Origin of the sequence: Intestinimonas sp. UBA1698, assembly GCF_002320075.1 — a bacterium.
Taxonomy (GTDB): Bacteria; Bacillota; Clostridia; order Oscillospirales; family Oscillospiraceae; genus Intestinimonas; species Intestinimonas massiliensis.
This window is the reverse complement of record NZ_DCJO01000023.1, coordinates 1-22,853: the sequence shown is the minus strand read 5'-3', so window position 1 is coordinate 22,853 and position 22,853 is coordinate 1. Positions and strand designations below refer to the sequence as shown.

General features: G+C 65.1%; 19 protein-coding genes. 5 read left to right on the top strand and 14 right to left on the bottom strand.

The window, feature by feature from the left end:
* Positions 1-85 precede the first annotated feature (85 nt).
* Positions 86-1,288, top strand: a complete 1,203-nt coding sequence (locus B3H64_RS04810; RefSeq protein ID WP_286733405.1) for an ATP-binding protein — start codon at positions 86-88, stop codon at positions 1,286-1,288.
* Between the two features lie 59 nt (positions 1,289-1,347).
* On the opposite strand, the gene B3H64_RS04805 is transcribed toward B3H64_RS04810, so the two are convergent.
* Both B3H64_RS04805 and hemW read right to left on the bottom strand, forming a co-directional pair.
* Positions 1,348-4,575 carry a phosphodiester glycosidase family protein gene (locus tag B3H64_RS04805; protein ID WP_286733404.1) on the bottom strand — a complete coding sequence of 1,076 codons (3,228 nt, stop codon included), beginning with the start codon at positions 4,573-4,575 and terminating at the stop codon, positions 1,348-1,350.
* A gap of 188 nt (positions 4,576-4,763) precedes the next feature.
* Positions 4,764-5,963 carry a radical SAM family heme chaperone HemW gene (gene hemW / locus B3H64_RS04800; protein WP_286733403.1) on the bottom strand — a complete coding sequence of 400 codons (1,200 nt, stop codon included), beginning with the start codon at positions 5,961-5,963 and terminating at the stop codon, positions 4,764-4,766.
* A 419-nt stretch (positions 5,964-6,382) separates the two neighbouring features.
* Here hemW and B3H64_RS04795 point away from each other — a divergent pair, with 419 nt between their 5' ends.
* Positions 6,383-7,288 (top strand): RluA family pseudouridine synthase, encoded by a 906-nt coding sequence (locus tag B3H64_RS04795; RefSeq protein WP_286733402.1) that lies wholly within the window; start codon positions 6,383-6,385, stop codon positions 7,286-7,288.
* A gap of 33 nt (positions 7,289-7,321) precedes the next feature.
* Here the strand turns inward: B3H64_RS04795 and B3H64_RS04790 are convergent, their stop codons facing one another.
* Entirely contained in the window at positions 7,322-7,678 is a 357-nt protein-coding gene (locus B3H64_RS04790; RefSeq protein ID WP_286733401.1) for a GIY-YIG nuclease family protein, read from the bottom strand.
* Between the two features lies 1 nt (position 7,679).
* Positions 7,680-8,162, bottom strand: coding sequence for a DUF6530 family protein (locus B3H64_RS04785; RefSeq protein ID WP_238074585.1), 483 nt, complete (start codon positions 8,160-8,162; stop codon positions 7,680-7,682).
* A gap of 123 nt (positions 8,163-8,285) precedes the next feature.
* Here B3H64_RS04785 and spoVAC point away from each other — a divergent pair, with 123 nt between their 5' ends.
* Both spoVAC and B3H64_RS04775 read left to right on the top strand, forming a co-directional pair.
* Complete coding sequence (spoVAC, locus tag B3H64_RS04780) at positions 8,286-8,729, top strand: stage V sporulation protein AC (RefSeq protein ID WP_050616878.1); 444 nt, start codon at positions 8,286-8,288, stop codon at positions 8,727-8,729.
* 638 nt (positions 8,730-9,367) lie between these two features.
* A complete protein-coding gene (locus B3H64_RS04775; protein ID WP_238074586.1) occupies positions 9,368-10,297 on the top strand; it encodes a PstS family phosphate ABC transporter substrate-binding protein in 930 nt (309 codons plus the stop codon).
* Positions 10,298-10,352: 55 nt separating this feature from the next.
* Here B3H64_RS04775 and B3H64_RS04770 read toward each other — a convergent pair whose 3' ends face one another.
* From B3H64_RS04770 to B3H64_RS04745, 6 genes are all read right to left on the bottom strand, one after another.
* The gene (locus B3H64_RS04770) at positions 10,353-11,420 is read right to left on the bottom strand and encodes a hypothetical protein (RefSeq protein ID WP_286733398.1); all 1,068 of its coding nucleotides are present in this window, start codon (positions 11,418-11,420) and stop codon (positions 10,353-10,355) included.
* A 460-nt stretch (positions 11,421-11,880) separates the two neighbouring features.
* Positions 11,881-12,714, bottom strand: a complete 834-nt coding sequence (locus tag B3H64_RS04765) for a hypothetical protein (protein WP_286733397.1) — start codon at positions 12,712-12,714, stop codon at positions 11,881-11,883.
* A gap of 14 nt (positions 12,715-12,728) precedes the next feature.
* Entirely contained in the window at positions 12,729-13,598 is an 870-nt protein-coding gene (locus tag B3H64_RS04760) for a M56 family metallopeptidase (protein WP_050616874.1), read from the bottom strand.
* A gap of 30 nt (positions 13,599-13,628) precedes the next feature.
* The gene (locus tag B3H64_RS04755; RefSeq protein ID WP_050616873.1) at positions 13,629-14,591 is read right to left on the bottom strand and encodes a hypothetical protein; all 963 of its coding nucleotides are present in this window, start codon (positions 14,589-14,591) and stop codon (positions 13,629-13,631) included.
* On the bottom strand, positions 14,588-15,781 hold the full coding sequence (locus B3H64_RS04750) for a hypothetical protein (RefSeq protein WP_050616872.1): 1,194 nt from the start codon (positions 15,779-15,781) through the stop codon (positions 14,588-14,590). The genes B3H64_RS04755 and B3H64_RS04750 overlap by 4 nt, the downstream gene beginning before the upstream one ends.
* Positions 15,778-16,158 (bottom strand): BlaI/MecI/CopY family transcriptional regulator, encoded by a 381-nt coding sequence (locus B3H64_RS04745; protein ID WP_238074592.1) that lies wholly within the window; start codon positions 16,156-16,158, stop codon positions 15,778-15,780. The genes B3H64_RS04750 and B3H64_RS04745 overlap by 4 nt, the downstream gene beginning before the upstream one ends.
* Positions 16,159-16,307: 149 nt before the next feature.
* Here B3H64_RS04745 and B3H64_RS04740 point away from each other — a divergent pair, with 149 nt between their 5' ends.
* The gene (locus tag B3H64_RS04740) at positions 16,308-17,264 is read left to right on the top strand and encodes a hypothetical protein (protein ID WP_286733392.1); all 957 of its coding nucleotides are present in this window, start codon (positions 16,308-16,310) and stop codon (positions 17,262-17,264) included.
* Positions 17,265-17,305: 41 nt separating this feature from the next.
* On the opposite strand, the gene B3H64_RS04735 is transcribed toward B3H64_RS04740, so the two are convergent.
* The 4 genes from B3H64_RS04735 to B3H64_RS04720 all read right to left on the bottom strand — a co-directional run bounded on the left by B3H64_RS04735 (position 17,306) and on the right by B3H64_RS04720 (position 22,682).
* Positions 17,306-18,691, bottom strand: a complete 1,386-nt coding sequence (locus tag B3H64_RS04735) for an MATE family efflux transporter (protein ID WP_050616869.1) — start codon at positions 18,689-18,691, stop codon at positions 17,306-17,308.
* A 90-nt stretch (positions 18,692-18,781) separates the two neighbouring features.
* Complete coding sequence (locus tag B3H64_RS04730) at positions 18,782-19,444, bottom strand: HD domain-containing protein (protein ID WP_050616868.1); 663 nt, start codon at positions 19,442-19,444, stop codon at positions 18,782-18,784.
* A 3-nt stretch (positions 19,445-19,447) separates the two neighbouring features.
* Complete coding sequence (metA, locus tag B3H64_RS04725) at positions 19,448-20,362, bottom strand: homoserine O-acetyltransferase MetA (RefSeq protein WP_050616867.1); 915 nt, start codon at positions 20,360-20,362, stop codon at positions 19,448-19,450.
* 76 nt (positions 20,363-20,438) lie between these two features.
* A complete protein-coding gene (locus tag B3H64_RS04720; protein ID WP_094762276.1) occupies positions 20,439-22,682 on the bottom strand; it encodes an S-layer homology domain-containing protein in 2,244 nt (747 codons plus the stop codon).
* Positions 22,683-22,853: the final 171 nt, after the last annotated feature.

Below are 22,853 nucleotides of genomic sequence, written 5' to 3'. Positions count from 1 at the left end.
TTGGTACGAAGCAGACGGCACAGGCTTGTCCGACAGGGGGAATTGTGCTATCCTGATGGGCAAACAGAGAAAGAGGCGATGTGGGATGACACGGGAGTTGAGAGCCGCCCTGTTGGGGCTGTCCGCCTATAAGGCGCTGAGGGATGAGCCCCTGCTGAAGGCGGTGGGAAATCTGCTGGACGGACTGGCGGCGGGCCGGGGCGAGGAGGCGCTGGGGGCCTACACCGACGTGGTGCTGGCGCTGCAGGAGGCCGGTGCCCACGGTATGGGCGACGGGCTGCTGGCGCTGCTGCGCTACCGGGAGACCCCCTATCCCCGGGCGCTGACCGGCCCGGCGGGGGCGGACGCGGTCCTGGAGGCTGCGGCCCGGCGGGATGTGAACGTCCTGAAGCGGCTGCGCGGGCTGGACTGCGGGGCGGTGCTGGAGAAGCTGACCGGCCTGCTGGGACCGGAGTTCGCTCCCGTGCTGGAGGAGCTGCCCCGCTGGCAGGCGGGGGCGGATTTCGACTTTGACGGGCTCACCGCCTTCTACCGGGAGCACGGGGCGGGACTCTTCGCTCGGTATCGGGCCTTCGTGTGGACCGACGGCGCCCTCATTCCCGTACACGAGCCCGACTGCCCTGACGAGGAGGAGATGATGGGCTACACCCTCCAGCGGGACCAGGTCATCGCCAACACCCGGGCCCTGCTGGAGGGCCGCCGGGTCAACGACGTGCTGCTCTACGGCGACAGCGGTACCGGCAAGTCGGCCACAGTGAAGTGCCTACTGTCGGTGCCGGACTTCGGCAATCTGCGGCTCATCGAGGTGCAGAAGGAGGGCCTGCGGGATATGCCGGCCCTGATCCGCAGCCTGCGGGGTCGGCAGCAGAAATTCATCCTCTTCATCGACGACCTGGCCTTTGATCAGGATGACAACACCTACTCGGTGGTCAAGACCATTCTGGAGGGCGGCCTGGAGAAGCGGCCGGACAACGTGGCCATCTATGCCACCTCCAATCGGCGTCTGCTGGTGCGGCAGACCTTCAGCGACCGGGCGGGGGACGAGGTGGACATCCGAGAGACCATTGCGGAAAAGACCGCCCTGTCCGATCGCTTTGGACTGCGCATTCCCTATCTGGCCCTGAACAAGGCGGAATTCCTGGAGCTGATCGAGCAACTGGCCGACCAGGCGGGGGTGAGCATGGACCGGGGCGAGCTGATGCGGGAGGCGGTCAAGTGGGACATGAAATTTCCGGGTCGAACCCCCAGAGGGGCACGGCAGTTCATCGCCAGCCTCAGCGCACGATAAACATCAAACGTCCGGCGGACCGCAAAGGTCCGCCGGACGTTTGGCGTTTTATCATGGGCTTACAGGATGGCGTAGAGCATCTTGGCCACTTCGCTGCGCTTGACGGGGTCGTTGGGGCGAAGCTGGTTGTCGTAGCCGGAGATGACCCCCTGCCCCACCAGGGACTGCACGTGGGACCGGGCCCAGCCTGCCACGGATGCGGCGTCGTTAAAGGTGAGGGCGGCCAGGGGATAGCCCTTGGGCTGGATGCGGCCCAGGATGGTCATGGCCTCGGCCCGGCTGATGGTCTCGGTGGCCCGGCTCACCAACTGTCCGCCCTCCAGGCTGCCCTTGAGGATGCCCAGGGAGTAGGTGGCCTTCATGCCGCCCAGCATCCAGGACGGGATGGACGCCAGGTCCGCGAAGGGGAGCTCCACGCCGGCGTAGTCGTCCGGGTTCAGCCCCATCCAGCGGGTGACCATCAGGGCGAACTCGCCCCGGGTGATGTTCTTCTCCGGCTGGAACTGGAGCCCCTCGGTGGTCTCCACCCCGTTGGTCACGCCCATGTCATAGAGATAGGTGGTATACGCCCGGGCCCAGTGGGTGGTCATGTCCACGAAGGGGCCGGTGTAGCCAGGGGCCTCCGGGTCAGTGGAGGAAGCGGGCTGGATGTCATGGGAGGCCCGGCCGATGTTGCCACTCTGGTCGGCGGCGGTGACGGTGAGCCGGTGGAGCTTGCCGTCGGCCGCGGGCAGCTTGGCGGTGAGGGCGGACTTGGAGGCATCCCACTGGAAGTCCAGCACCCGGCCGTCCAGCGTCAGGGTCAGGGAGGCGGCGGCGAAGCTCTGGTCCACGTTGTCGCTGACCGTGGCGGTGACTGCGGTGCCCGAGACCTTGAGGGTCACAGTGGGCGCGGTCTCGTCCACGAAGTCCTCGTTGGCGGTGGTGATCTGGTCCAGCCACAGGGTGCCGGAGGAGACGCCGCTGCCGCCGTAGACCACGTTCAGGGCGCTGAGGGTACGGGCATTCTCCGGCAGGGCGGTGCTGAGGCGCTTCCAGCCGGAGAAGTCCAGGCCGGTGAGGACCACGTCGGAGGTCTCGCCCGTCTGGCTGGTGATGGTGGCGGTCAAGGCGTTGCCGGAGCCGTCGCCGTAGACCCAGAGGTTGAGGTAGCGCTCGCCCTCAGCGATGGGCAGGGCGGAGGAGAGGACGGCGGTACCGCCCGCGGAGGCGTCATAGTCCAGCTTGCCGCTCTGCCGGCCGAAGCGGACGTAGTCCGAGGCGGTCTCGGCCGAGAGGGAGGCGGCGCTGGTGCCGGTAAAGGCGGTGAGATCCCCCTCGAAGTCCTCCAGTTCCAGAATGTGGCCGGCCACGGTGACCGGGACGGTGACCGTTCTGCCTCCGGCGGTGGCGGTGAGATTGCCGGTGGCCGTCTTGGGGCCGGCGGTAAAGACGCCGTTTTCATCCACCGTGCCCACGGCCGGGTCCGCCGACCAGGTGTAGCAGGTATCCTGAGACATCAGGGAGAGGTTTCGATAGGTGGCGCTGGCCTTCAGGTCCACGCTCTGGTTGGGCTCCAGGGCCAGACTGGTGACGGCGGCGCCGGTGGTCTCATTGGATAGGGTGATGGAGCTGGGGGTGCGGAACACCGTCATGGTGGCCTGGCCGGATACCCGGCCCGCCGTGGCGGTGACCTGGACGGCGCCGCCCGCCTCTCCGGCGGTAAACACGCCGGCGGAGGAGACGGTCCCATCCCCGTTGCTGATGGACCAGGTCACATTGCCGCTGTCGCTCATGGGGTAATAGGCGCTGTCCATGACCGTGGCGTACAGGGGGACGCTGGCCCCGGAGAGGAGCAGGGAGTCGTAGGGCGAGACATAGACATGGTCGGCCTCGCCGGTGGGCTGCAGCTTGGCGATGAGGAACAGGCCGGTGCTCACCGCCCGCAGGCCGCCGGACTGGGAGGGCTTGTTGACGATCTCCATGCTGTCCTTGGTGGGCAGGGTGGCCCCCAGGGTGGTGGAGCCGCCGCCGTCCAGGCCCACCACGTCCACGCAGCCCAGCTCGATCATCCGCTGGGCCACCTGGGTGAGGGAAGCCCCCACGCTGTAGCCGGGCTGGCTGCCGTCGATGGCGTAGATGACCACGGTGCCGTCGGCCTTGATGCCTACGGCGGTGCGGGGGGTGGCGGTGGAGCCGGTGTTGGGGCCAATCTGGCCGTTGGTGACGATGCGGTAGAAGCCGCCCAGAGCGGTGACGGCGTCGTTCCAGCGGGTGTCGGTGCTGGTCACGTCGATGTCCACCGTATCGCCGGGCTTGAGGCCGGCGGCCATGTCCACCAGCCACTGGTTGTTGGCCTTGTTGATGGTCAGCACCATCTTACCCTCGGGGATGGCGATGGAGCCGGTGGACTCCAGTACCTGCTCCACCACGCAGGAGACGCGGCCCCCCACCTGGAGCTGGTCGGTCTGGACCAGGGTGGCGTTGATCTCGGAGACCTCGGTGGTCTCGCCGGTCCGCTCTTCGGCCTCCAGAGCCTCGGAATCCGCCGCGTCGGGGGCCGTCTCGCCCTCCCCTGCGGCCCGGTCCTCCGTTTGATCCTCGGAGCGCTCCACGGGCTTGCCGTCGTGGCCGGACACATCCAGGTCCACGTCCACCGACTCGCCCAGATGGTCGGCGACGGGGGAGAGGATGACGTCGATGCCGGGGCTGGTGTGCTGGGTGGTCTTGCTGTAATCGTCGGTATAGAGGTAGTAGCCGCCGGGGGTGCTGTTGCTAAGGGCGGTGCGGGTCTTGTTCACGTCGGTGACCTGAAGGGTATAGCCGGAGAAGGTGGCGGTCACCGAGATGGCGGGCCAGCCGATGAAGGCGGAACCGTCCTCCCGGAAGCCCACGGCGTAAAAGCCGCCGGAGGTGGAGCGGAGAACCCCATCGGAGATGAGCACGCCCAAGGTGTTGCCGGTGGACATGTCATAAAAATCGCCGTTGACGCCGCCCACCACCCGGTAGCCCTGGGACTCCAGGCTTTGGGCCATGGCGGACAGGGTCTGCTTGTCCAGCACCTTGTCGCCGTAGACCACCGCCGGGTAGACGCCGGAGCCGGGGGAGTATGTAAAGTAGCGTTCGGTGCGCAGGTCGGACTTGGAATTGCTCCAGAAGATCTGGCGGGTCAGCTCCACACCGGGGGCCAGGCTCACCGTGCCGGTATGCAGGTCGTCGCCAAGTGCCTCAGACGCGGCGGCCATGGGGGTGAGCCCCAACAGCAGCGCCAGGGTGAGGGCCGTGGCCCGTCGAAAGAATTGCCTCATAGTCTGCCTCCAAAACAGTCGCATGGGTGGGTGTGATCCCCCCTATCCTACCACACCCCTGCGGCCTTTGTAAACAAGCCCGGCCCGCCAAATCCTGTCGATTGGGACGATGTTAGCAAAGTGTTAGAAAGCAGAGCGGACAAAACCGGGGGAGGCGATGCGCGCACCGCCTCCCCCGGTTCGAAAGCTCAAATCTCCTGTTCCCGCTCCCGCCGGACCCTGGGCAGGGTGGTCTCCAGCGTGGCGCTCTCCTGGAGCTCCAGCAGCTCGCCGATGAGCTGGTTGGAGACCAGAAAGCCCTGGGGCGTCAGCCGCCAGCGCTGGCCGTCCCGGGCGGCCCAGCCCCGGTGCTCGTATTCAGCCAGCTTTTGCTCGATGGGATCAAAGTTCATGAAGTACTCCCGCCGGTACTCCCACTCCTCGATCCCCCAGGTGGTCCGCAGGCGCAGCATCAGATACTCCCCTGAGCGCTCCCGCTTGGGGATGAGGTCGTCCTCGTCGATGATGGGACCGCCGTTGAGCACCCCGTCGATGTAGGCGTCCAGGTCCCGGACGAAGGAGAACCGGCGGCCGCCGAAGTCGGAGTGGGCGCCGGGGCCAAAGCCCAGGTAGGGGCGGGTGAGCCAGTATTTCAGGTTGTGCCGGGACTGAAAGCCGGTCTGGGCAAAGTTGGAGATCTCGTACTGGTGGTAGCCCGCAGCCTCCAGCCGCTCTACCCCCCACAGGTACATGTCGGCCTGCTCGTCGTCGGTGGGCAGGACCTCACCCCGCTGGACTCGGCCGCAGAGGGGAGTGCCCTCCTCCACCTTCAGGCCGTAGCAGGACAGGTGCTCTGGCTGGAGGGCGATGGCCTGCTCCACCGAGTCCTGCCAGCGGGCCATATCCTGACCGGGCAGGCCGTAGATCAGGTCCAGAGTGAGGTTTTTGACCTTGGCCTCCCGGATGGCGGCCACCGCCTGCCGGGTCTGCTGCCAGGTGTGGGCCCGGTGGAGGGCCTCCAGCTCGTCGTCGTGGGCCGACTGCATCCCCAGAGAGACCCGGTTCACGCCCGCCCGGCGCAGGCGGACCATGCTCTTTTTGTCCACGCTGTCCGGGTTGGCTTCCAGGGAGATCTCGGCGTTGCCCGCCACCTCAAAGCGTTTTTTTACGGCGGAGAGGAGCTCCCGCAGGCGCTTTTCCCCGTAAAAACTGGGGGTGCCGCCGCCGAAATAGACGGTGTCCACCAGATAGCCCTTGGCCTGGGGAGCCGTCTCCTTCAGATGGGCCAGCAGGGCCTTTTGATAGGCGTCCATGCGGGCTTCCCGCTCCGGCAGGGAGTAAAAGTCGCAGTAGTCACATTTGCTCTTACAGAAGGGAATGTGGATGTAAAGGCCCAGTTGCCTGCCCATAGTGGTCCCACCTTGCTTTTCGTTCCGGATGTTTTCTTATTATAATGCGTACGAAACAAAGGCGAAGGCCATGAATCCCAAGGCTTTCAAGGCCAACTGGCTTTGTTCAGGTGCAAGGTTTTCTGGCTCATTTGCCAGAAAACCTTGCACCTTCCGCTGGAGCAATCCGGCGCTCCAGCGGAAATACGCATTGTAACAATGTCTCAATTGCATCAAAAGGGCTGTTTATAGCCCATTTTGATGCACTTATGCGGCAGTGGCCGCACGAATAAACCGCTTGGCGGTTTATTCAGTAGACATTATTATATACGTTTTGCACCCGGCATGCAATGCGGCAATTGTGAATTTAGTGGCCTGGACTTGGATCTTTGCGCCATCTGTGCTATACTTTGCAGATCCCAAAGAGAGGAGGCGGTCCTGTGGCAGAGAAGCGGACCGGGCGGCGGCTGACCTGGATCGTCACGCCCCAGCGGGACGGCCAGAAGGTGGACACCGTGCTGCGCAGGGAGCTGGGGTTGTCCGGCACGGTGGTCCGGCGGGTCAAGTGGCTGCCTGACGGCATCCTGCTGGACGGTCAGCGGGTCTATACCAGCCAGCGGGTACGGATAGGACAAGAGCTCTCCGTCCTGGTGGGGGAGGCGGCCCTGCGCAGCGGCCTGACTCCGGCTCCTGGCCCTCTTGACATCGTCTACGAGGATGAGGACCTGCTGGTAGTCAATAAGGCGCCCGGCGTGCCCAGCCACACCGGACCGGGTCACTATAACGATACGCTGGGTAATTTTTTGATGAATTATTACCGGAAACAAGGCGTTTTTGCCGACTACCACCCGGTCCACCGGCTGGACAAGGGGACCTCGGGGCTGATGGTGGTAGCCAAGCACCCCCACGCCCAGGAGCGGCTGAAGGAGCAGCTCCACACCGGGGCCTTTCGGCGCATCTATCTGGCGGTGTGCGAGGGCAGGCCGGAACCGGAGGCCGGCGTGGTGGACGCCCCCATCGGCCGGGTGGAGGGCTCCCTGCTGGCCCGGGAGGTCCGGGCGGACGGCCAGCCGGCCCGGACCCGTTACCGGGTGCTGCGGACAGGGGCGGGCCGGGCCCTGCTGCGGCTGGAGCTGGAGACGGGACGTACTCACCAGATCCGGGTCCACATGGCCCATCTAGGGCACCCCCTTACCGGAGATTTCCTCTACGGGACCGAGGATACGGCGCTGATCCCCCGGCCCGCCCTCCACTCGGCGGAGCTGGAGCTGGTGCAGCCCCTGACCGGGGTGCTCATCCGGCTCTGCGTCCCTCTGCCGGAAGATATGGAGCGGCTTTTGCATTAATAAGGAGGCAGCGGCAAGTGCCGCTGCCTCCTTTTAGTGATACAGGGCCGCGCCCTCCGCCGTCAGCTTGTCCCGCCAGATGTCCCGAAGGGTCTCCAGATCGGCGCGAAAGGCCACGTCGGTCTGGCCAGGGCCGCGCTCCAGCGTCTCCAGCACCTCGAAGGTGAAGGAATCCGGTGCAAAGGCGCGCCAATCCCGGGCCAGCGCGGCGTGGACACAGGCGCCGGTGGAGACGGAGAAGGCGAAGCGGTTGCGCTGCCCCTCCGGGTTGGGGGCGGCCAGCAGGAGGGTTCGTCCCGCGGCGGGGCACCGGATGGCGCACACGCCTCCGACAATGGGGCGCTGTTTATAGGCGGCCAGAAGCTGCCGCTGCGATTCCGTTCTGGCCATGTCAGTACCCCAGCTCCTTCACCAGCCGGCCCAGCACCGCCAGGCGCTCCCCCACCAGCTCTCCATCCCGGGCCAGCGCGTCCCGGAAGAGGGCCAGATCCTCGTCGATGTGGTCGTTCTCGGTACAGACCGTCACCGACATCGCGTCGCCCTGAAGCCCCACCCGGTCGATGAGGGGTTGCTCCGGGTCGTAGCCCTTGGGGTGTTTATAGGCGTCCTCCCGCAAGTAGAGCTGGGCCCGGCAGGTGAGGATGGCCAGGTCCAGCACCCGGTGGAGGGGCAGCTCCTCCGACTGGCGGGACCATTTTTCCCCGGTGTAGCGCCAGACCTTGGCGGAGATGTCCACCTTGCCCCGATCGTTCCACTGGGCCAAACCGAGGGAGAGGCCCTTCGCGTCGCTTTGATAGGCGGTTCGGCCGTCAATGTGCTCATAGTCCTCGACGGTGATGACCGGCTTGTGCTTGAGCGTGGTTGGGATGTGCATGTCTATCGCTCCAATCAGTAATTTACTAATATAGTAAATAAGTAATTTAGTAAAATAAGAATACCACGCATGTTTTTCGCTGTCAAGGGGCAAACTAGCGCCGAGCAAAAGGAGGAAGATTCCATGGATATGACCAACAAGGAATACGGCCAGTATGTCAATGCAAAATCCAAGCCCTCGCCGCTGGGCCGGGATATGCTGTGGGCCTTTGTGGTGGGCGGCTTGATCTGCACCGTCGGACAGGCGCTGCTCAACCTCTATCAGAACGCCGGCATGGGCCGGGACGACGCGGGAAGCGCCGTATCCATGACCCTGATCTTCGCCGCCGCCCTGCTCACCGGGCTGGGGCTGTTCGACAAGCTGGCCAAGCGGGCAGGCGCCGGCACGCTGGTGCCCATCACCGGCTTTGCCAACGCCATGGTCTCGCCCGCCCTGGAGTTCAAAAGCGAGGGTATGGTCACTGGCACCGGAGCCAAGCTGTTCACGGTGGCAGGGCCGGTGCTGGTCTTTGGCATCAGCGCCTCTATCCTCTACGGGCTGATCCTGCTGCTGTTTTTCCGGGGCTGACGGGTCCGGCGGCACGGTCCGCCGGTACATAGAAGGGGCGGCGCCCCTCAAAAGATTTTTGGGTCGATCGTACAAAAACTATTGACAAATACAAAATGAAGTCGTACAATATAGCCAGAAAGGAAGAGGTGAGTCCCATGTACTAGACCTCAAAAAACCTTTTGACGGACGCAAATCCAATCAGGCGTCTGCCGCGAAACGAGTCCTAAGGTCCAGAAAACGATCCATTCCATCGGCAAATTCCGGAACAAGGCTCACTCGAGTGAGAAGCACACGGCAAACCTCTCGCGAAATATCGCAGTCGACGGAAACCGCATGTGCATGTGTTGTTGACCTGGTAACTTGCAAAAGAAGGATCACTCCCCTGGCACCGGATTCCGGACGCACCATTCTGCAGAAAGTACGAGGTAGACAATTTGGTAGAAATTCAGAACCACGGATAGCCCCTCGGTCACGCTGGATGGCCGAGGGGCTGGGTTTTGTTTGGGCGCGGAAACGCGCTCTTTTTGATACGGAAGCATCGAAAAGCGGATTGCGGGCCGGGCCTGCGTTGTCATGATTTGTAACGGAATGTAGCCGGATATACGCGCTTTCCCGGACGGGCTGTGGTAGAATGGGGCCAGTAAGGAGGTACTTGCATGAAGAAACTGACACCTGTTTTGCTCGCGCTGGCGCTGCTGTGCGCCTGCGCGCCCCAGGGCGGCCGGAGCTCGTCCGGCCCTGCCGCGACGCCCACCCCCACGCCGGGCAAGACCTTTGTGTTTACCCGGGAGAATTTTCCGCGGCTGGACGGCTCCACCGCCACGGTGCCCTTAGGCGAGGCCATCGCCTCGGTGCTGCTGGGGGAGAGCCGGGAGAACGTGGCTGACCTCATCCATTTCTCCAAAACGACGGGGGCCTATAATGCCCTGATGGCGGGGGAGGCCGACCTTCTGGTGGTGGCCGAGGCCGGCGAGGCCACCTATGCCCAGCGGGACGAGCAGGGACTGGAGTGGTCCCAGGAGCCCATCGCCACCGAGGCGCTGGTCTTTATGGTCAACGCCGACAATCCGGTGGACAGCCTCACCGTGGAGGAGATCCAGAAGATCTACACCGGAGAGATCACCAACTGGAGTCAAGTGGGTGGGGAGGACCGGGAGATCGTCCCCTTCCAGCGCAATAAGGGCGGCGGCAGCCAGGCCATCATGGAAAAAGAGGTCATGGGGGATCTGGAGATGATGCAGCCCGCCAATACCGAGTATTTCATCGGCACCATGGAGGGACTCATCGAGGCGGTCCGCTCCTTTGACGGCTCTCCCGCCGCCATCGGCTATACCGTCTACTACTACGCCGAGGACATGAACATGGCCGACGGACTGAAGCTGCTGAAGGTGGACGGGGTGGAGCCCAACGACGATACCATCCGGTCCGGGGCTTATCCCTTCCGCACCTTTTACTACGCCGTGATGAACGCCGGCGAGCCGGAGGACGGCCCCACCGCCATCCTCTATCGGTGGCTTCTGAGCCCGGAGGGCCAGAAGCTGGTGGACCACGAGGGCTATGTCGCAGTGTTGGCCCCGGAGGAATAACGGAACGATGAAAACCAGAAAGGCCGGAGGCATTGCCTCCGGCCTTTCTGGTTTTTCAGGAAGAGAGGGTGTAGTATTGTGTAAACAACCAGACGATGTTGCTCTCCTTACCATCCAGGGTAAAGACCCAGGTAGCGGGTTCATCATGGTCGGTGCCCTCCATGGTGAATACACAGCGGGCACTGGTAAACTCCACCACCGCCAGGGTATCCCGGTCGGCGGTGTAGGGCCAGTACGAGCGCTGGATGGCGTCCTGCCGCATCCACAGCCTGCCGTCCCGCTCCAGCAGGAGGCCGTCGGGGATATAGACATACTGCTGCATGATCCGGACGGCCAGCTCCCGGGGAAAGATGAAATAGAGCTGGGACAGCACCTGATCATCCACCCGCAGATCGGGGTGCCACTTCTCGTAGCCCGCCAACTGGAGCCACACCACGCCCGCTCCGTCGGTGTAGGTATCCCCGGTGCATGGGGCGGCGCCGGTGAGCCAGCCCAGAGCCTCGTCGGCCAGATCCAGGTGGTACTGGGCAAAGAGCATTTCCCCGGCGGCCGTGAGGGCCTCGTCCCCCCTGGACTCTCCGATGGTACGGAGGGCGTCAGAAAGCAGCAGGGGCGCGGGGCCGTCGATCCAAGGCCCGGCGTCGGCCAAAAAGGTGAAATTGCCCTCCCGGTTCAGCACCGCCAGCAGGGAGTACGGGCCCTCGTGGAAGAGCCCATCCTCATCCACATACTGGCCGCCCACCAGAGGAACGCCGTCCGGGTCCTCCACCGGCACGCCCACGTCATAGGAGAAGGCATCCACGGTGGCGTTCTCAAACAGGCCGCTGTAGCTGCCGGCCCAGGCCAGATGGGTGAGCTTGGCCCCGCTGATGTCGGGTACCAGATCCCGGGCCAGTTCAAAGACCGGATCGGGCACGTCGAAGGTGTTTGCGGCCTGGACGGAAGAGGTGCAGGCTACCAGCCCTCCGGCCAGCAGCGCGAGGGCCAGGGTCAGGGCCACCAGCGGGGTCCCCCGGCGTTTGACCCCGGTGAAGAGGTTGCACAGCCGCTCCTGGACAGCCCGGGTCCCGCCCCGGAACTCGGTGGTGAAGGGAGTGCGGGGGGCGATACGTCTTTCCTTCATAGAGTCTGCTCCTTTCAATCGCCGGTGGGAGAGTCCGGGTTGTGCCCATCCCAGGTCAGGGGAACTTCCACCCCCCAGACTCCGCGGCGGTTGGATACCACAAAGTGATAGTGATCGGACCCGTCGCTCCCGACGGTCTGACCGTGAAAGGCCAGCTCCACCTCCCAGGCGTCACAGGTGGACACCGAGGTGTAGCAGGCAGGAAGCTGGTCGATGTGGGCCAGAAAGAGCTCCCGCGCCCGGGCGGCCCGCTCCCCCTCTGGGGCAGACACCTGGCCGGGGGCATCGAAGGCGGCGGCGTCCAGCAGCTCCCCCACGGTAAAGCCGTTTTCCTCCGCCAGCCCGGTCCAGACGTCCAGATTGAGGGCGGTGTACTCCGCCTCGGTGATCTCCTCTCCGGTGGCGCGCAGGACATAGGCCGGGCGGGTCTCCACGCTCTCGGTCTGCTCCATGGCGTAGGTCACGTGGTCCCAGGCGCCGGAGCCGAAGGCGGAGACCGCCGCGTCGTAAAGCCGGTCCCCCGGTCCGGCCGCGATGAGCCCGGCCAGGTAGGCGTCCGCCGCGGCCTCCTTGTTGACGTTGGTTTCGTCCACCGCTCCGATGACCGCCTGGACGTATTGGGCCAGCAGGGTGTCGGTGTGGGGGGTGGTGAGAGTATAGGCGATCGCGCCCCCAGAATCTGGTCGGCCAGACCAGGGACCGGCGCGCACAGGTCCCGGATGGACTGGGCCCAGCCCTCGCCGTCGGCAGCGCTTATCACAGAGCGGAAGCGGCCGGAGGAGCCGTCCCCCGCCACCGTGATGGCGGCGGGGCCCCCGCCTCCGCCGCTGTTGGCCCCCCGGGTGGCCAGAAAGTCGTAGTAATAACGGGTCCACAGGTTGCAGAGATAGACGGTATCCCCGTTGCCGTCCTCATAGCTGGCGTACACCCCCACGAAGGGGAGCGCCAGCGTGCCGTTCTGCCAGCCGTAGGGGTTATGAGCCCAGCGGGCGGCCTCGTAGAGGGCCGCCTCCACCCCGGTGATACCGAAGAGCTCGGCGGTGGGAGGGAGCATCATCAGGGGAGGGACGGCGGTGTCGGAAGCTGGGGGCGTCTCCCGGACGGCGGTGCGGCAGGCCACCATCCCTCCGGTGAAGAGGGCCAGAACGGCCACGCACAGCACCAGGGCGCGGCCCTGCCGGCGGGGCCCCAGAAAGAGATTGCGCAGCCGCTCCCGGACGGCGCGGGCGCCGCCCTTAAACTCGGTGGAAAAGGGGGTGTGGGGCGCCCGGCCAGGGCGGGGATGGGAACACATGAAAAGACCTCCTTTTATGGGCGGGACGCCCGGCCGGAGCCCAGCGCCGCCAGGATGATCTGTCCGTACCGGGCCCGGGCCTCCGGGCCTAGCCCGGCCACCACGCGGTCGTCGCAGGCGCGCTCCAGATCCCCCTCCGCGGCGCGGACCATGAGCCACACCAGCGGATTGCACCAGTGGACCACCTTGGCGCACAGCAGCAGGGTCTTGTAGGCGATGTCCCGGCGGCGGCAGTGGGTGAGCTCATGCCGAAGAATGAACCAGAGGGCCTCGCTGTCCTCCTCCTCATGGGGCAGCAGGATCACCGGCCGGAGGAGGCCGGCCATCATGGGGCCGGAGAGGCCGGGACAGACCAGCAGACGGACCGGCCGCCGGACGTCCAGCTCCGTTTGCAGGGCGGAGAGCGTCTCCCGCGCGGCGGGTCGGACGGCGGGCGAGGACCAGCGGCGGACGTAGCGGAGGAAGCGGAGATAGCCCGCCCCGTACCAGACGGTCAGCGCCGCGGCGCCCGCCAGCCAGACCCAGGCGGCGACGCTGCCCAGAGTGAGGCTGCGCACCGCGCCGGCGGAGGTCTCCGGCGGGACGGAGGGGAGCGGGGAGGGCGATTCGGCGGAAAACTCCGGCCCGACCGGGGCGGCGGAGGGCGCTGCCGGCGGGGGGTAGGTATAGACTATCCGGTCCGCCGGGGCCTCCAACTGCACGGGGGCCCGGGGCAGGGAGAGGTTGACCGGGACCAGCAGCCGCACCGCCACCACCAGCCAGGCCCAGTACCGCCACCGGGCGGCGTAGCGCCTGGCCAGCAGCGGGCCAAGGGCCAGCAGCAGAAGGATGACCGCCGACATGGTGAGAGAGATCTCGGCCAGGGTCATGAGCAAGTCCGTCATAGAAGGACCTCCGTCGATGGATGGAGTCGGTCAGTCCAGAATGGTGACCAGGTCGAAGTGGGACACGGCGTCACCGTCGAAATAGAAAAACAGCAGGGGGCCGAAGGCCATATCGCCGCCGTACCACAGGTAGTCGCCGGTATAGTCCCAGATGGGCTCGCTGTGAATCTCGGGGTAGGCCTCCCGCACCTGGGCGTGGGTGTCGCCCACCGAGACGCCGCGGTAGGTGGACAGGTCCGGCAGGGTGGTGGATAGGGCGTGAAGACGGGGGCCGTATTCCGCACTGACGTAGAACTCGGCGGTCAGACCCTCCCAGGTCCGCTTTTCCCAGCGGTCTCCCTCGCCGTAGGTCACGTCGTAGTCCAGTGGCTCCACAGCGGGCTCTCCCTCCAGGAAGCTCACGTCCGGGCTGCCCAGGCCGTACCAGCCGTTGTAGCCCTCCCGGGTCAGGGCGTACTCCAGGTCCGGGACGCCGTAGGCCAGCTCGGTGACCCGCCTTTGCAGGTCGGCCGCGTCGCCGGTAAACGCGGTGCTCCACAGCACGTCCAGATAGGTATAGCTCCCGTCGGGGGCGGTGGAGAGCACCAGATAGGGCCGGCCTTGGGCGGTGTATTCGGTGATGCCGCCCTGCCCGTCGGTCTCCCGCCCGCCGGTGATGGCCACCTGGGCCATGTCGGCGGGGAGAAGGCGGTATTCCAGCCGCCAGATCTCCATGTCCGCGCCGGGCAGCATGCCGGGATACCGGGCCTCCAGCTCCAGGCGGGTGATTTCGTTGGAGGCGATGACCACCCCGGGCTGGGCTTCAAAGACGGCGGCGTCCTGGTCCACAAAGACCTGGGCGGCGGCCATCACGGGGGGCTGCTCCACCGGCTGGGCCTGTGTGGGGGAAGCCTCCGGCGGGGCGGAGCGGGAGGGGGACGGCGCCTCGCCGGCAGGGGCGCAGGCAGCCAGAAGCAGGGCCATGACGGCCCCGATGATCAGCAGTCGTTTCATGGTGTTACCACCCCTTCGTCTGGAATTGGGTCGGGTGCGAGAAGAATGGTGCAGAAGAATTCCCACTGCGCCCCGTCGGCCTGCCGGTCGGGACGCCAGTCCGGGTTTTGGGCATAGAGGTCCAGCCCGCCGTGGATGGGGACGGCCTTATGGGCGGCCCAGAAGCCGGCGCTCTGGTCGGGGTCGAACATGGTCTCGGCTCCGGTGGGAAGGTCCAGGGACTGGTCCGCCGCAATGGATTTGACCCGGGCGGATTCCGGTAGCTCGGTCACCGAGGTCAGGGTCCGGCCGTCAAAGGTGAACAGGCGGGCAGAACCGCTCTCGACTCCCTGGTAGGTGGTGGAACCGGTGCACAGCAGCCAGGTCAGGCCCTCCGAGGTCCAGACCGCGAGCCGATTGTCGTCTCCCCGCAGCTCCACCGCAGGGGAGAGCGGTTGGTGGCTCCGGTTGTCCACCACCCCCAGCAGCAGGCTGCCGAAGCCCCCGGCGTGGCTGCCGGCGGCATAGCGCAGGACTCCCAGGGTACAGCCGTCGCCGGGCAGGTCACAGAGGAGCTCCCAGGTGTCCCTGCCCTCCGGGTCCGGCTCGGAGAAGGCGGCGGCCAGCAGCCCGGCCAGCGTCGATTGCCGCATGGGGCTGTCTGTGGCTGGCGTGAGGCGGTAGACCCGGAGAAAGATCCCGTCCGGGAAGGGAAGGGCCAGCCAGAGCTGGTCATCCAGCCGCAGGAGGACCCCCAGGCCCTCCACCGACCAGGCGCGGCGGTCGGTGAAGCTGGAGAGGTCCGGAGCGAAGGCCCCATATTCGGCAAAGCCGGCGGCTGTCGCCTCCTCAAAATCCAGCTCCGTGCAGGTGGGAAACGCCTGTTCGACAACCGCCTCAGGGAAGGTGCTGAACAGGACCTCCTGGGTGAGGGTGACGCGCCACTGCTCGGTGGACGCCTGGCTGGGCCGATAGGAGAGGAAGGGGAACTGGCAGACCAGCCCATCCCCGGCGTAGACCCCGTATGGGACTTCGGCATCCGTCTGGCAGGCCACCAGGGACCCCGCCAGACCCGCCAGCAGCGCCACCACCGCGATCAGGCGGCCGCCCCGGCGGCGGGCGTTGGGGCAGAAGAGATTCTCCAGCCGGCCGCGGACCGCGCGGTATCCGCCCCGAAACTCGGTGGTCAGCGGCGTACGGGGGGCCCTCAAGGCCGGTCCCCTCGCTTCAGCTCCTCCAGGTACTGCTGAAGCTCATCCAGCTCCCCATCGCGCAGCGCGCCGCCCCGGGCCAGCGAGGCCACGAAGCTCTTTAGGGAGCTGCCAAAGACCTTGTTGAGCACCGTGCCGCTCTCAAAGGCCAGATAGTCCGCCTGACGGACCTGGGGGGTGTAGTAGTTGGTCTTGCCCCGCTTCTCGCAGGAGACAAAGCCCTTCTCCGCTAGACGGGACAGATAGGTGTTGAAGGTATTGGTGGCCCAGCCCCGGTCCCGCAGAGCTTCCTCCAGCGACGAGCGGGGGACCGGGGCGCGCTCCGAGGCCCACAGGGCCTTCATGACCTCCAGCTCGGTGTCGGGCAGCCGTTTCATGTGCATTGCTCCCATCTATTTCAAATGTAGTTATTATAATACTACAGTTGAAGTAAGTGAAAGTCAAGTTACAGAATGGAGACAAAGCGGCCTGGGGCTTGCGCACCGCGGGAGGGAGATGTTATCCTATGGAAAAAGGGGGGATGCCTGTGGACGGCAAGAAGGGAACTATCCTTCTGGCGGGAGCGGCGGTTTTGCTGGCGCTGACGATCTGGCAGGGATGGACGCTGCGGGAACAGGGGGAACAGATCGCGGGCCTGCGGCGCTCGGTGCAGGATCTGGGCCGTGAGGTCCAGAGCCTGAGCGGAACGGTCCAGCGGACGGTCCGGGACGCGTTGGAGGAGGCCGACAGTCTGCTGTCCTCCTATGAGGTGAAGATGGCCGGCTTGGATGCACAGACCCGCAGCGCCCTGGCGGAGGTGACTCTGTGGCCCAAGGAGTACCGGAAGGGTATGACCGCTGTGCTGCTGGTGAGCGACGGCCAGACAGGAGATACCCGGAGAGAACCCATGGCGGACAACGGGGCGCACGGCTTTGCCTGTACCCTGCCCCTGTCTCTGGAAGGGGAGGGCTGGTGGACCCTGAATGCCGAGCTGTCCGACGACGGCACCGTGGCCCGGGAGAAGATGGAGTACAGCCTGGACGCCTGGTCGGTGCTGCCCCACTACGGCGGCGGGAGCTGGAGCGGGAAGCCCGAGCGGACTGGGGGTGCCTTCGTGCCGCCGCTGGACTACGACGTGTGGATCGAGGACCCGGACGGTACAAGGGCCGATTGGACCGACACGGAGTTCCGCATGTACTGCAATGGAGCGCTGGCCTTTTCTGCGGCGGGCGTGCTGTCCGAGACGGCCGGCAGCGGCGGCGAGGCTATGTGGACCTGCCGGGACTGGCAGGAGAGCTATCCGGCGCAGGATGGGGACACCTTCCTGCTTACCTTCCGGGGGGTGGACCGGCCCACCGGGGTCGGCTATAAATTTCCCATCGAGGTCTGGTACATGACGGAGGACGGCGGCATCCGGCAGGGGGTGCCCAGCGACGTCCAGGGCGGAAAGCTGATGGCCAGCGGCCTGGACCGGCCCAGCATCGAATGGCCGGATGAGCCATAAAAGGAGTCCCCTGGCGGAAGCCAGGGGACTCCTTTTGCGGTTCAGACCTTTGCCGGTTTGCGCCCGCATTCCTCGGGGACATAGCCGTAGACCCGGATGCGGCGGCGCAGCCAGCCGCCCTGGAGGTAGTAGAGGATGTAGAGCAGGGAGGTGACCACCCAACTGACGGGATAGCTCACCAGCACGGTATCCATGGAGGGGTAGTGGGGCAGGATCAGGAAGACCCACAGCACCCGCAGCACGCAGACTCCGCCGCAGGTGAGCAGCATGGGGGGCAGGGAGTCGCCGGTGCCCCGGACGGTGCCGGAAAAGATCTCGATACAGACGAAGGTACAGTAGAAGGGGCAGATGAAGCGGAGCATCCCCACGCCCAGGGAGATAACGGTGGTGTCGCCGGAGAACATGCGCAGCAGCCAGGGGGCTGCGGCAAAAAACACCAAACTGACGAAGGCGGTGACGCCGAAGGTGAGCCCCAGGCAGACCCGGACGCTCCTGCGCAGCCGGTCGTACTTCTGGGCTCCGAAATTCTGACTGACGAAGGTGGTGATGGCCACGCCGAAGGCGCCGCTGATCATCCAGTAAAAGCCGTCCACCTTGCCGAAGGCGGTGTAGGCGGCCACGGTATCGGTGCCGAAGGCGTTGATGCAGGACTGAAGCAGGATGTTGGACACGGCGTACATATCCGACTGGATGCCCGCAGGGACGCCGATGCGCAGGATGTTTTTCAGGGTGCCGGGATAGAAGCGGACCTCTTTGGGGACCAGGGTATAGACACAGGCGGGCTGGAGCAGCACGAAAAGCACCAGCGCCGCGCTGACCACCTGGGACAGCACCGTGGCCAGTCCCACGCCCAGCACCCCCAGGTCCAGCACCACCACGAAGAGCAGGTCCAGCACGATGTTGGTCAGACAGGCGGCGATCAGAAAATAGAGGGGGCGCTTGGTGTCGCCCACGGCCCGCAGGATGCTGGAGCCCATGTTGTAGAGGAAGGAGGCGATGCTTCCGGCGAAGTAGACCCGCAGGTAGACGGTGGCGTGGGGCAGCACATCGGCCGGCGTGCCCATCAGCCGCAGGGCGGGCCCGGAGGCGGAGACCCCCAGCACGGTGATGCCCACGCCGGCGGCCAGGGCCAGGGCGATGGCCGTGTGGACGGTGCGGCTGAGGCCCTCCGGGTCCCGGGCGCCGTACCGCTGGGCGATGACCACCGTGGCCCCCGAGGAGAGCCCCACGAAGAGGTTCACCAGAAAGTTGATGAGCACCGCCGTGGCGCCACCCACGGCGGCCAGAGCCTCCTTGCCCACGAAGTTGCCCACGATGATGGCGTCCACCGTGTTGTAGAGCTGCTGGAAGAAGGTGCCCAGCAGGATGGGGAAGAAAAAGGACAGGAGGGGCTTTGCGATGGGACCCTCCGTGATGGAATTCTGCATGACGTGTCACATCTCCCTTGATAGCGACAAATGGAAGAAAAAAGCCCGCCCGGGACCGTACCGGAGCGGGCAAGAAATCATATCACTGCGTCACAGCAAAGTCAAGCCATTGATATCGAGCTTGAAGGTCAGGCCGAAAAAACCGGCGGCCTTGCGGCATAGGAGCATGCGCTGGAGGAAGATCTCAAAATAATCCATCACGGCGCAGACCTCCGTGTTGATGGACAGGGAGAGGGTAAAGGTCTTGGAGTCCCGGTCCAGCGAGACCTCGGAGCGCTCCACGGCGTAGTTCACCCGGTCGTGGATGTCGAAATTGATGGTCTCCCGGTTGCGGACCCGGCTGCGGCGCACGTCGGTCTTGTCTGCCAGGATGAGGGCGGCGGCGATGGCGTTGACCGGGAAGGCGGTGGCGTCGTCGTGATGGCCGATGGCGGTGATGACCGCCGCCACATCCTCCGGCTCCATGCCCATGTTGTCCAGGATGCGGAAGGCCATGGTGGCTCCGCTGACGTTGTGGTCGTGCCGGTTGACCACGTTGCCGATGTCGTGCATATAGGCGGCGATCTTGCACAGCTCGATCTGGTGCTCGTCGTAGCCCAGCTCCGCCAGCAGGTCCCCCGCCACCTCGGCACAGCGGGTCACATGGGCGAAACTGTGCTCGGTGTAGCCCAGGGCGATGAGAGAGGCGTCCGCCTGGGTGATATAGGTCCGGATCTCCTCTGAGCGCTTTACGTCCTCATAGGTCACGCGCATGGCTCAAATCTCCTTGATGTCATAGGGTGTGGTCTGATACACGTAGTAATTCAGCCAATTGGTATACAGAAGCTGCCCGGCGCTGCGCCAGCGGACGATGGGCGGGCGGCTGGGGTCGTCGCCGGGGAAATAGTTCTGGGGCACGCGGATGGGGATGCCCTGATCCCGGTCCCGGAAATACTCCCGGGCCAGGGTGTCCGGGTCGTACTCCGGGTGCCCGGTGATGAAGAACTGGCGGGAGTCCAGGCTCTTGACGGCGAACACGCCGGCGTCTCCCGACACCGACAGCAGCTCCAGCCCCGGCGTGCGGCGGATGTCGCTCTCCCACACCTCGGTGTACCGGGAGTGGGGGGCCTGGAATACGTCGTCAAAGCCCCGGAACAGAGGGGAGCTGGGCTTGAGGACACGGTGGTCAAAGACGCCGAAGAGCTTTTCCGGCAGGGAGCGCTTCTCCACGCCGTAGTGGAAGTAGAGTCCGGCCTGAGCGCCCCAGCAGATGTGCAGCGTGGAGTGGACGTGGGTGGGGGTCCAGGCCATGATCTGGCACAGCTCCTCCCAGTATTCCACCTGATCGAAGTCCAGATTTTCCACCGGCGCACCGGTGATGATCATGCCGTCAAATTTGCGGTCCTTTACCTGATCGAAGGTGGTATAAAAGGAGGCCAGATGCTCGCTGTCGGTGTTTCGGGAGCGGTAGCTGGAGGTCTGGAGCAGCTCCACCTGGATCTGGAGGGGGGTGTTGGACAGCTTGCGCAGGATCTGGGTCTCGGTGACAATCTTGGTGGGCATCAGGTTGAGGATCAGAACGTTCAGAGGACGGATGTCCTGGTGCAGGGCCCGGTGCTCGGTCATGACGAAGATGTTTTCTCCCTCCAGCACCGAACGGGCCGGCAGGGAATCGGGAATCTTGATGGGCATGGGACGATTACCTCCGGGTGTGGATCTTTTCCCATAGCGTATCACATTTCGGCTTCGGGCGCAAGGGCGCGGCCGCCTACCCTTCCAGCGTAAGGAAGCGGTAGAGCATGGCGGCTGCTTCGGCCCGGCTGGCTCCGCCGGAGGGGTTCAGACGGCCATCCGCGCCCCGGATGACCCCGGCCTTTACCGCCCAGCCCACTGCGTTGGCGGCCCAGGGCGAGACTGAATCGGCGTCCGGAAAGCCGGACAGACTCCCGCCGGAGGCGTCCAGCTCCAACAGGGCGGAGAAGCGGCAGAGCAGCACGGCCATGCTTTCCCGGGTGAGGGGGCCGTTGGGGTCAAAGCCGCGGCCGGTCCCCTCGGCCAGACCGGATTCATAGGCCCAGGCTGCGGCGTCGGAGTACCAGGTCCAGACGGGCACGTCGGGAAAGACCGGCTGCTTCACCGTGGGCTTGGGCTCGCCCGCCAGGCGGTAGAGGGTGGTCACCAGCATGGCGCGGCTCATGGGAGCATCCGGCTGGAAGGCCCCGCCGCTGCCCTCCATGATACCGGCGCTGACCAGCGGACCGATCTCAGGCAGGGCCCAGTGGCCCGCCAGATCCTGGAGACCGTAGAGCGCGGTGTAGAGGTACTCGTTCAGCGCGCCGGCCAGGGCCGCGACGCTCTCCTCCTGGAACACATCGGACAGCCCGGCGGCCTGGACGGTGGCGCGGTAGCCGCTGCCGTCGGAGCCGGCAATTAGGTCCAGATAGGTATCCACAGCGGCGTCATAGTCCTCTTGGGAGCGGAGAAAGAGGTCCAGCGCCGACAGGGCGGAGGTGGCGTAGCTCAGGTAGTACAGGGGGGATTCAAAGGTGTGGCTCACATCGACCCACTGATACTCCAACCCGGGATAGGGGGAGTAGCCGTATTCCTGGGCCAGTTCCAGGAAGGCCTGGTTGATCTCGCTCAGCGTCAGACTCGGGTGGCTGTAGAGATAGATCTGGAACTCGTCGTAGAGACAGCCCTCCACCACGGCGCTGATGAGGTCGGAGAGCTGGGCGCAGGCAAAGGTCCCGCCGTCCGCGCCGAATAGCTCCCCTGCGTAGGGCAGGAAGAGCATCTCCAGCCCCTGGGAGTGGATCTCGGCCACATCCACCGGGAAATCGTCGGAGGGGGCCAGACAGAAGGCGGAAAAGTGGCCAAACTCGTGGATGACGGTTTTCAGATCATAATAGGTGCCCTGAGGCTGGTCGAACAGGAAAGCCGAGTGGTAAGAGGGCAAATTTACGGTGAAGCCCACGTCCAGCTTGGTGTCGCTGGCCTCGATGTCGCACAGGTGGCTCTTCCGCATGTAGCGGAACAGTTCGCCCAGTTCGCCGGACACCTGGTCCATACAGGGCTCCACCGCGTCCAGCTTGGCCTCCTGGTCCGCGTGGGCATACCGGTCCAGGCCGGTCTGGTCCAGATCATAGTAACGGTAGGAGAGGTAGGCGGTCTCCACCGGGACGATATAGTCCTTCACCAGCCGGTGCAGGGCCTGAGCGTCCGCCACGGTGTAGTCCCGGCCGTAGGTCTCGGCATATGCGTATTCGGGGAAGGTGTCGTAGCCGCAGGCGGCGGCCATCTGATTGCGCAGGGGGATCATCTCCAGCAGGGTGGCCCCTGCGGCCTGATTCTTGGCCTGAGCCAGCCCGCTGTAGATGGCCAGGTAGGCGGCGGCGTCCAGCCCGTCGGCCTCATCCTCCAGGCGGGCGAGGGTCCACGACTCCCCCTGATAGAAATAGGTGTAGTCGCCGTACAGGGCCGCCCAGTAATCGGCGACCTGCTCGTTGTCCTCCTCGCTGAGGGCGATCTGACGGTCGGTGGGGACCGCCGCGCTGCGATAGGAGTCGGCCAGTTCCTGGCCCATGGCCTGGGCCAGCTCAGTACCGTAGTCGGAGGCCAGCAAGGCCTGAACGGCCATGAGACAGGCGCGGTAGACCTGTAGAGAGAGGGAGCGGGAGGCCAGATAGTCCGCCTCGTAGGCTTTGAAATCCTGATAGTAGCGAACGCCGCAGATGGCGCACTGGGTATCCCAGTCGTCATAGGCAGCTTCCAGGGCCAGCCAGCAGTCCACCACGGCCTGAGCGCTCTCCGGCGACGCGGCGAGCTGCTCAGCCTGGATACACTGGTCAAGCAGCTCGTCGGCGGCCGACAGGTCGTAGGTGAGGTCCCGGAATTCCACTTCTTCGGGCCAGTGCTCAAAACGCGGGGCTTCCTGTGCCTGGGCCCCGCAGAGCATGGAACACAAAAAGACTGCGCATAATAGGGCGGAAAGAACCCGGCTGCTCCGCTTCATAGGACCATCCCTCTCTGATTTGATACTATTATATATTATAAAGTATAAGTTATCATATCAACTTTCAGCGGGGAAGTAAAGCACGAAGCGGGGCGAGAAAAAGAAATTGCAGAGAAATGAAAAAAGGTGTTGACAAAGGGCGAAAGGTTTGGTATATTAATCGAGCGCCTC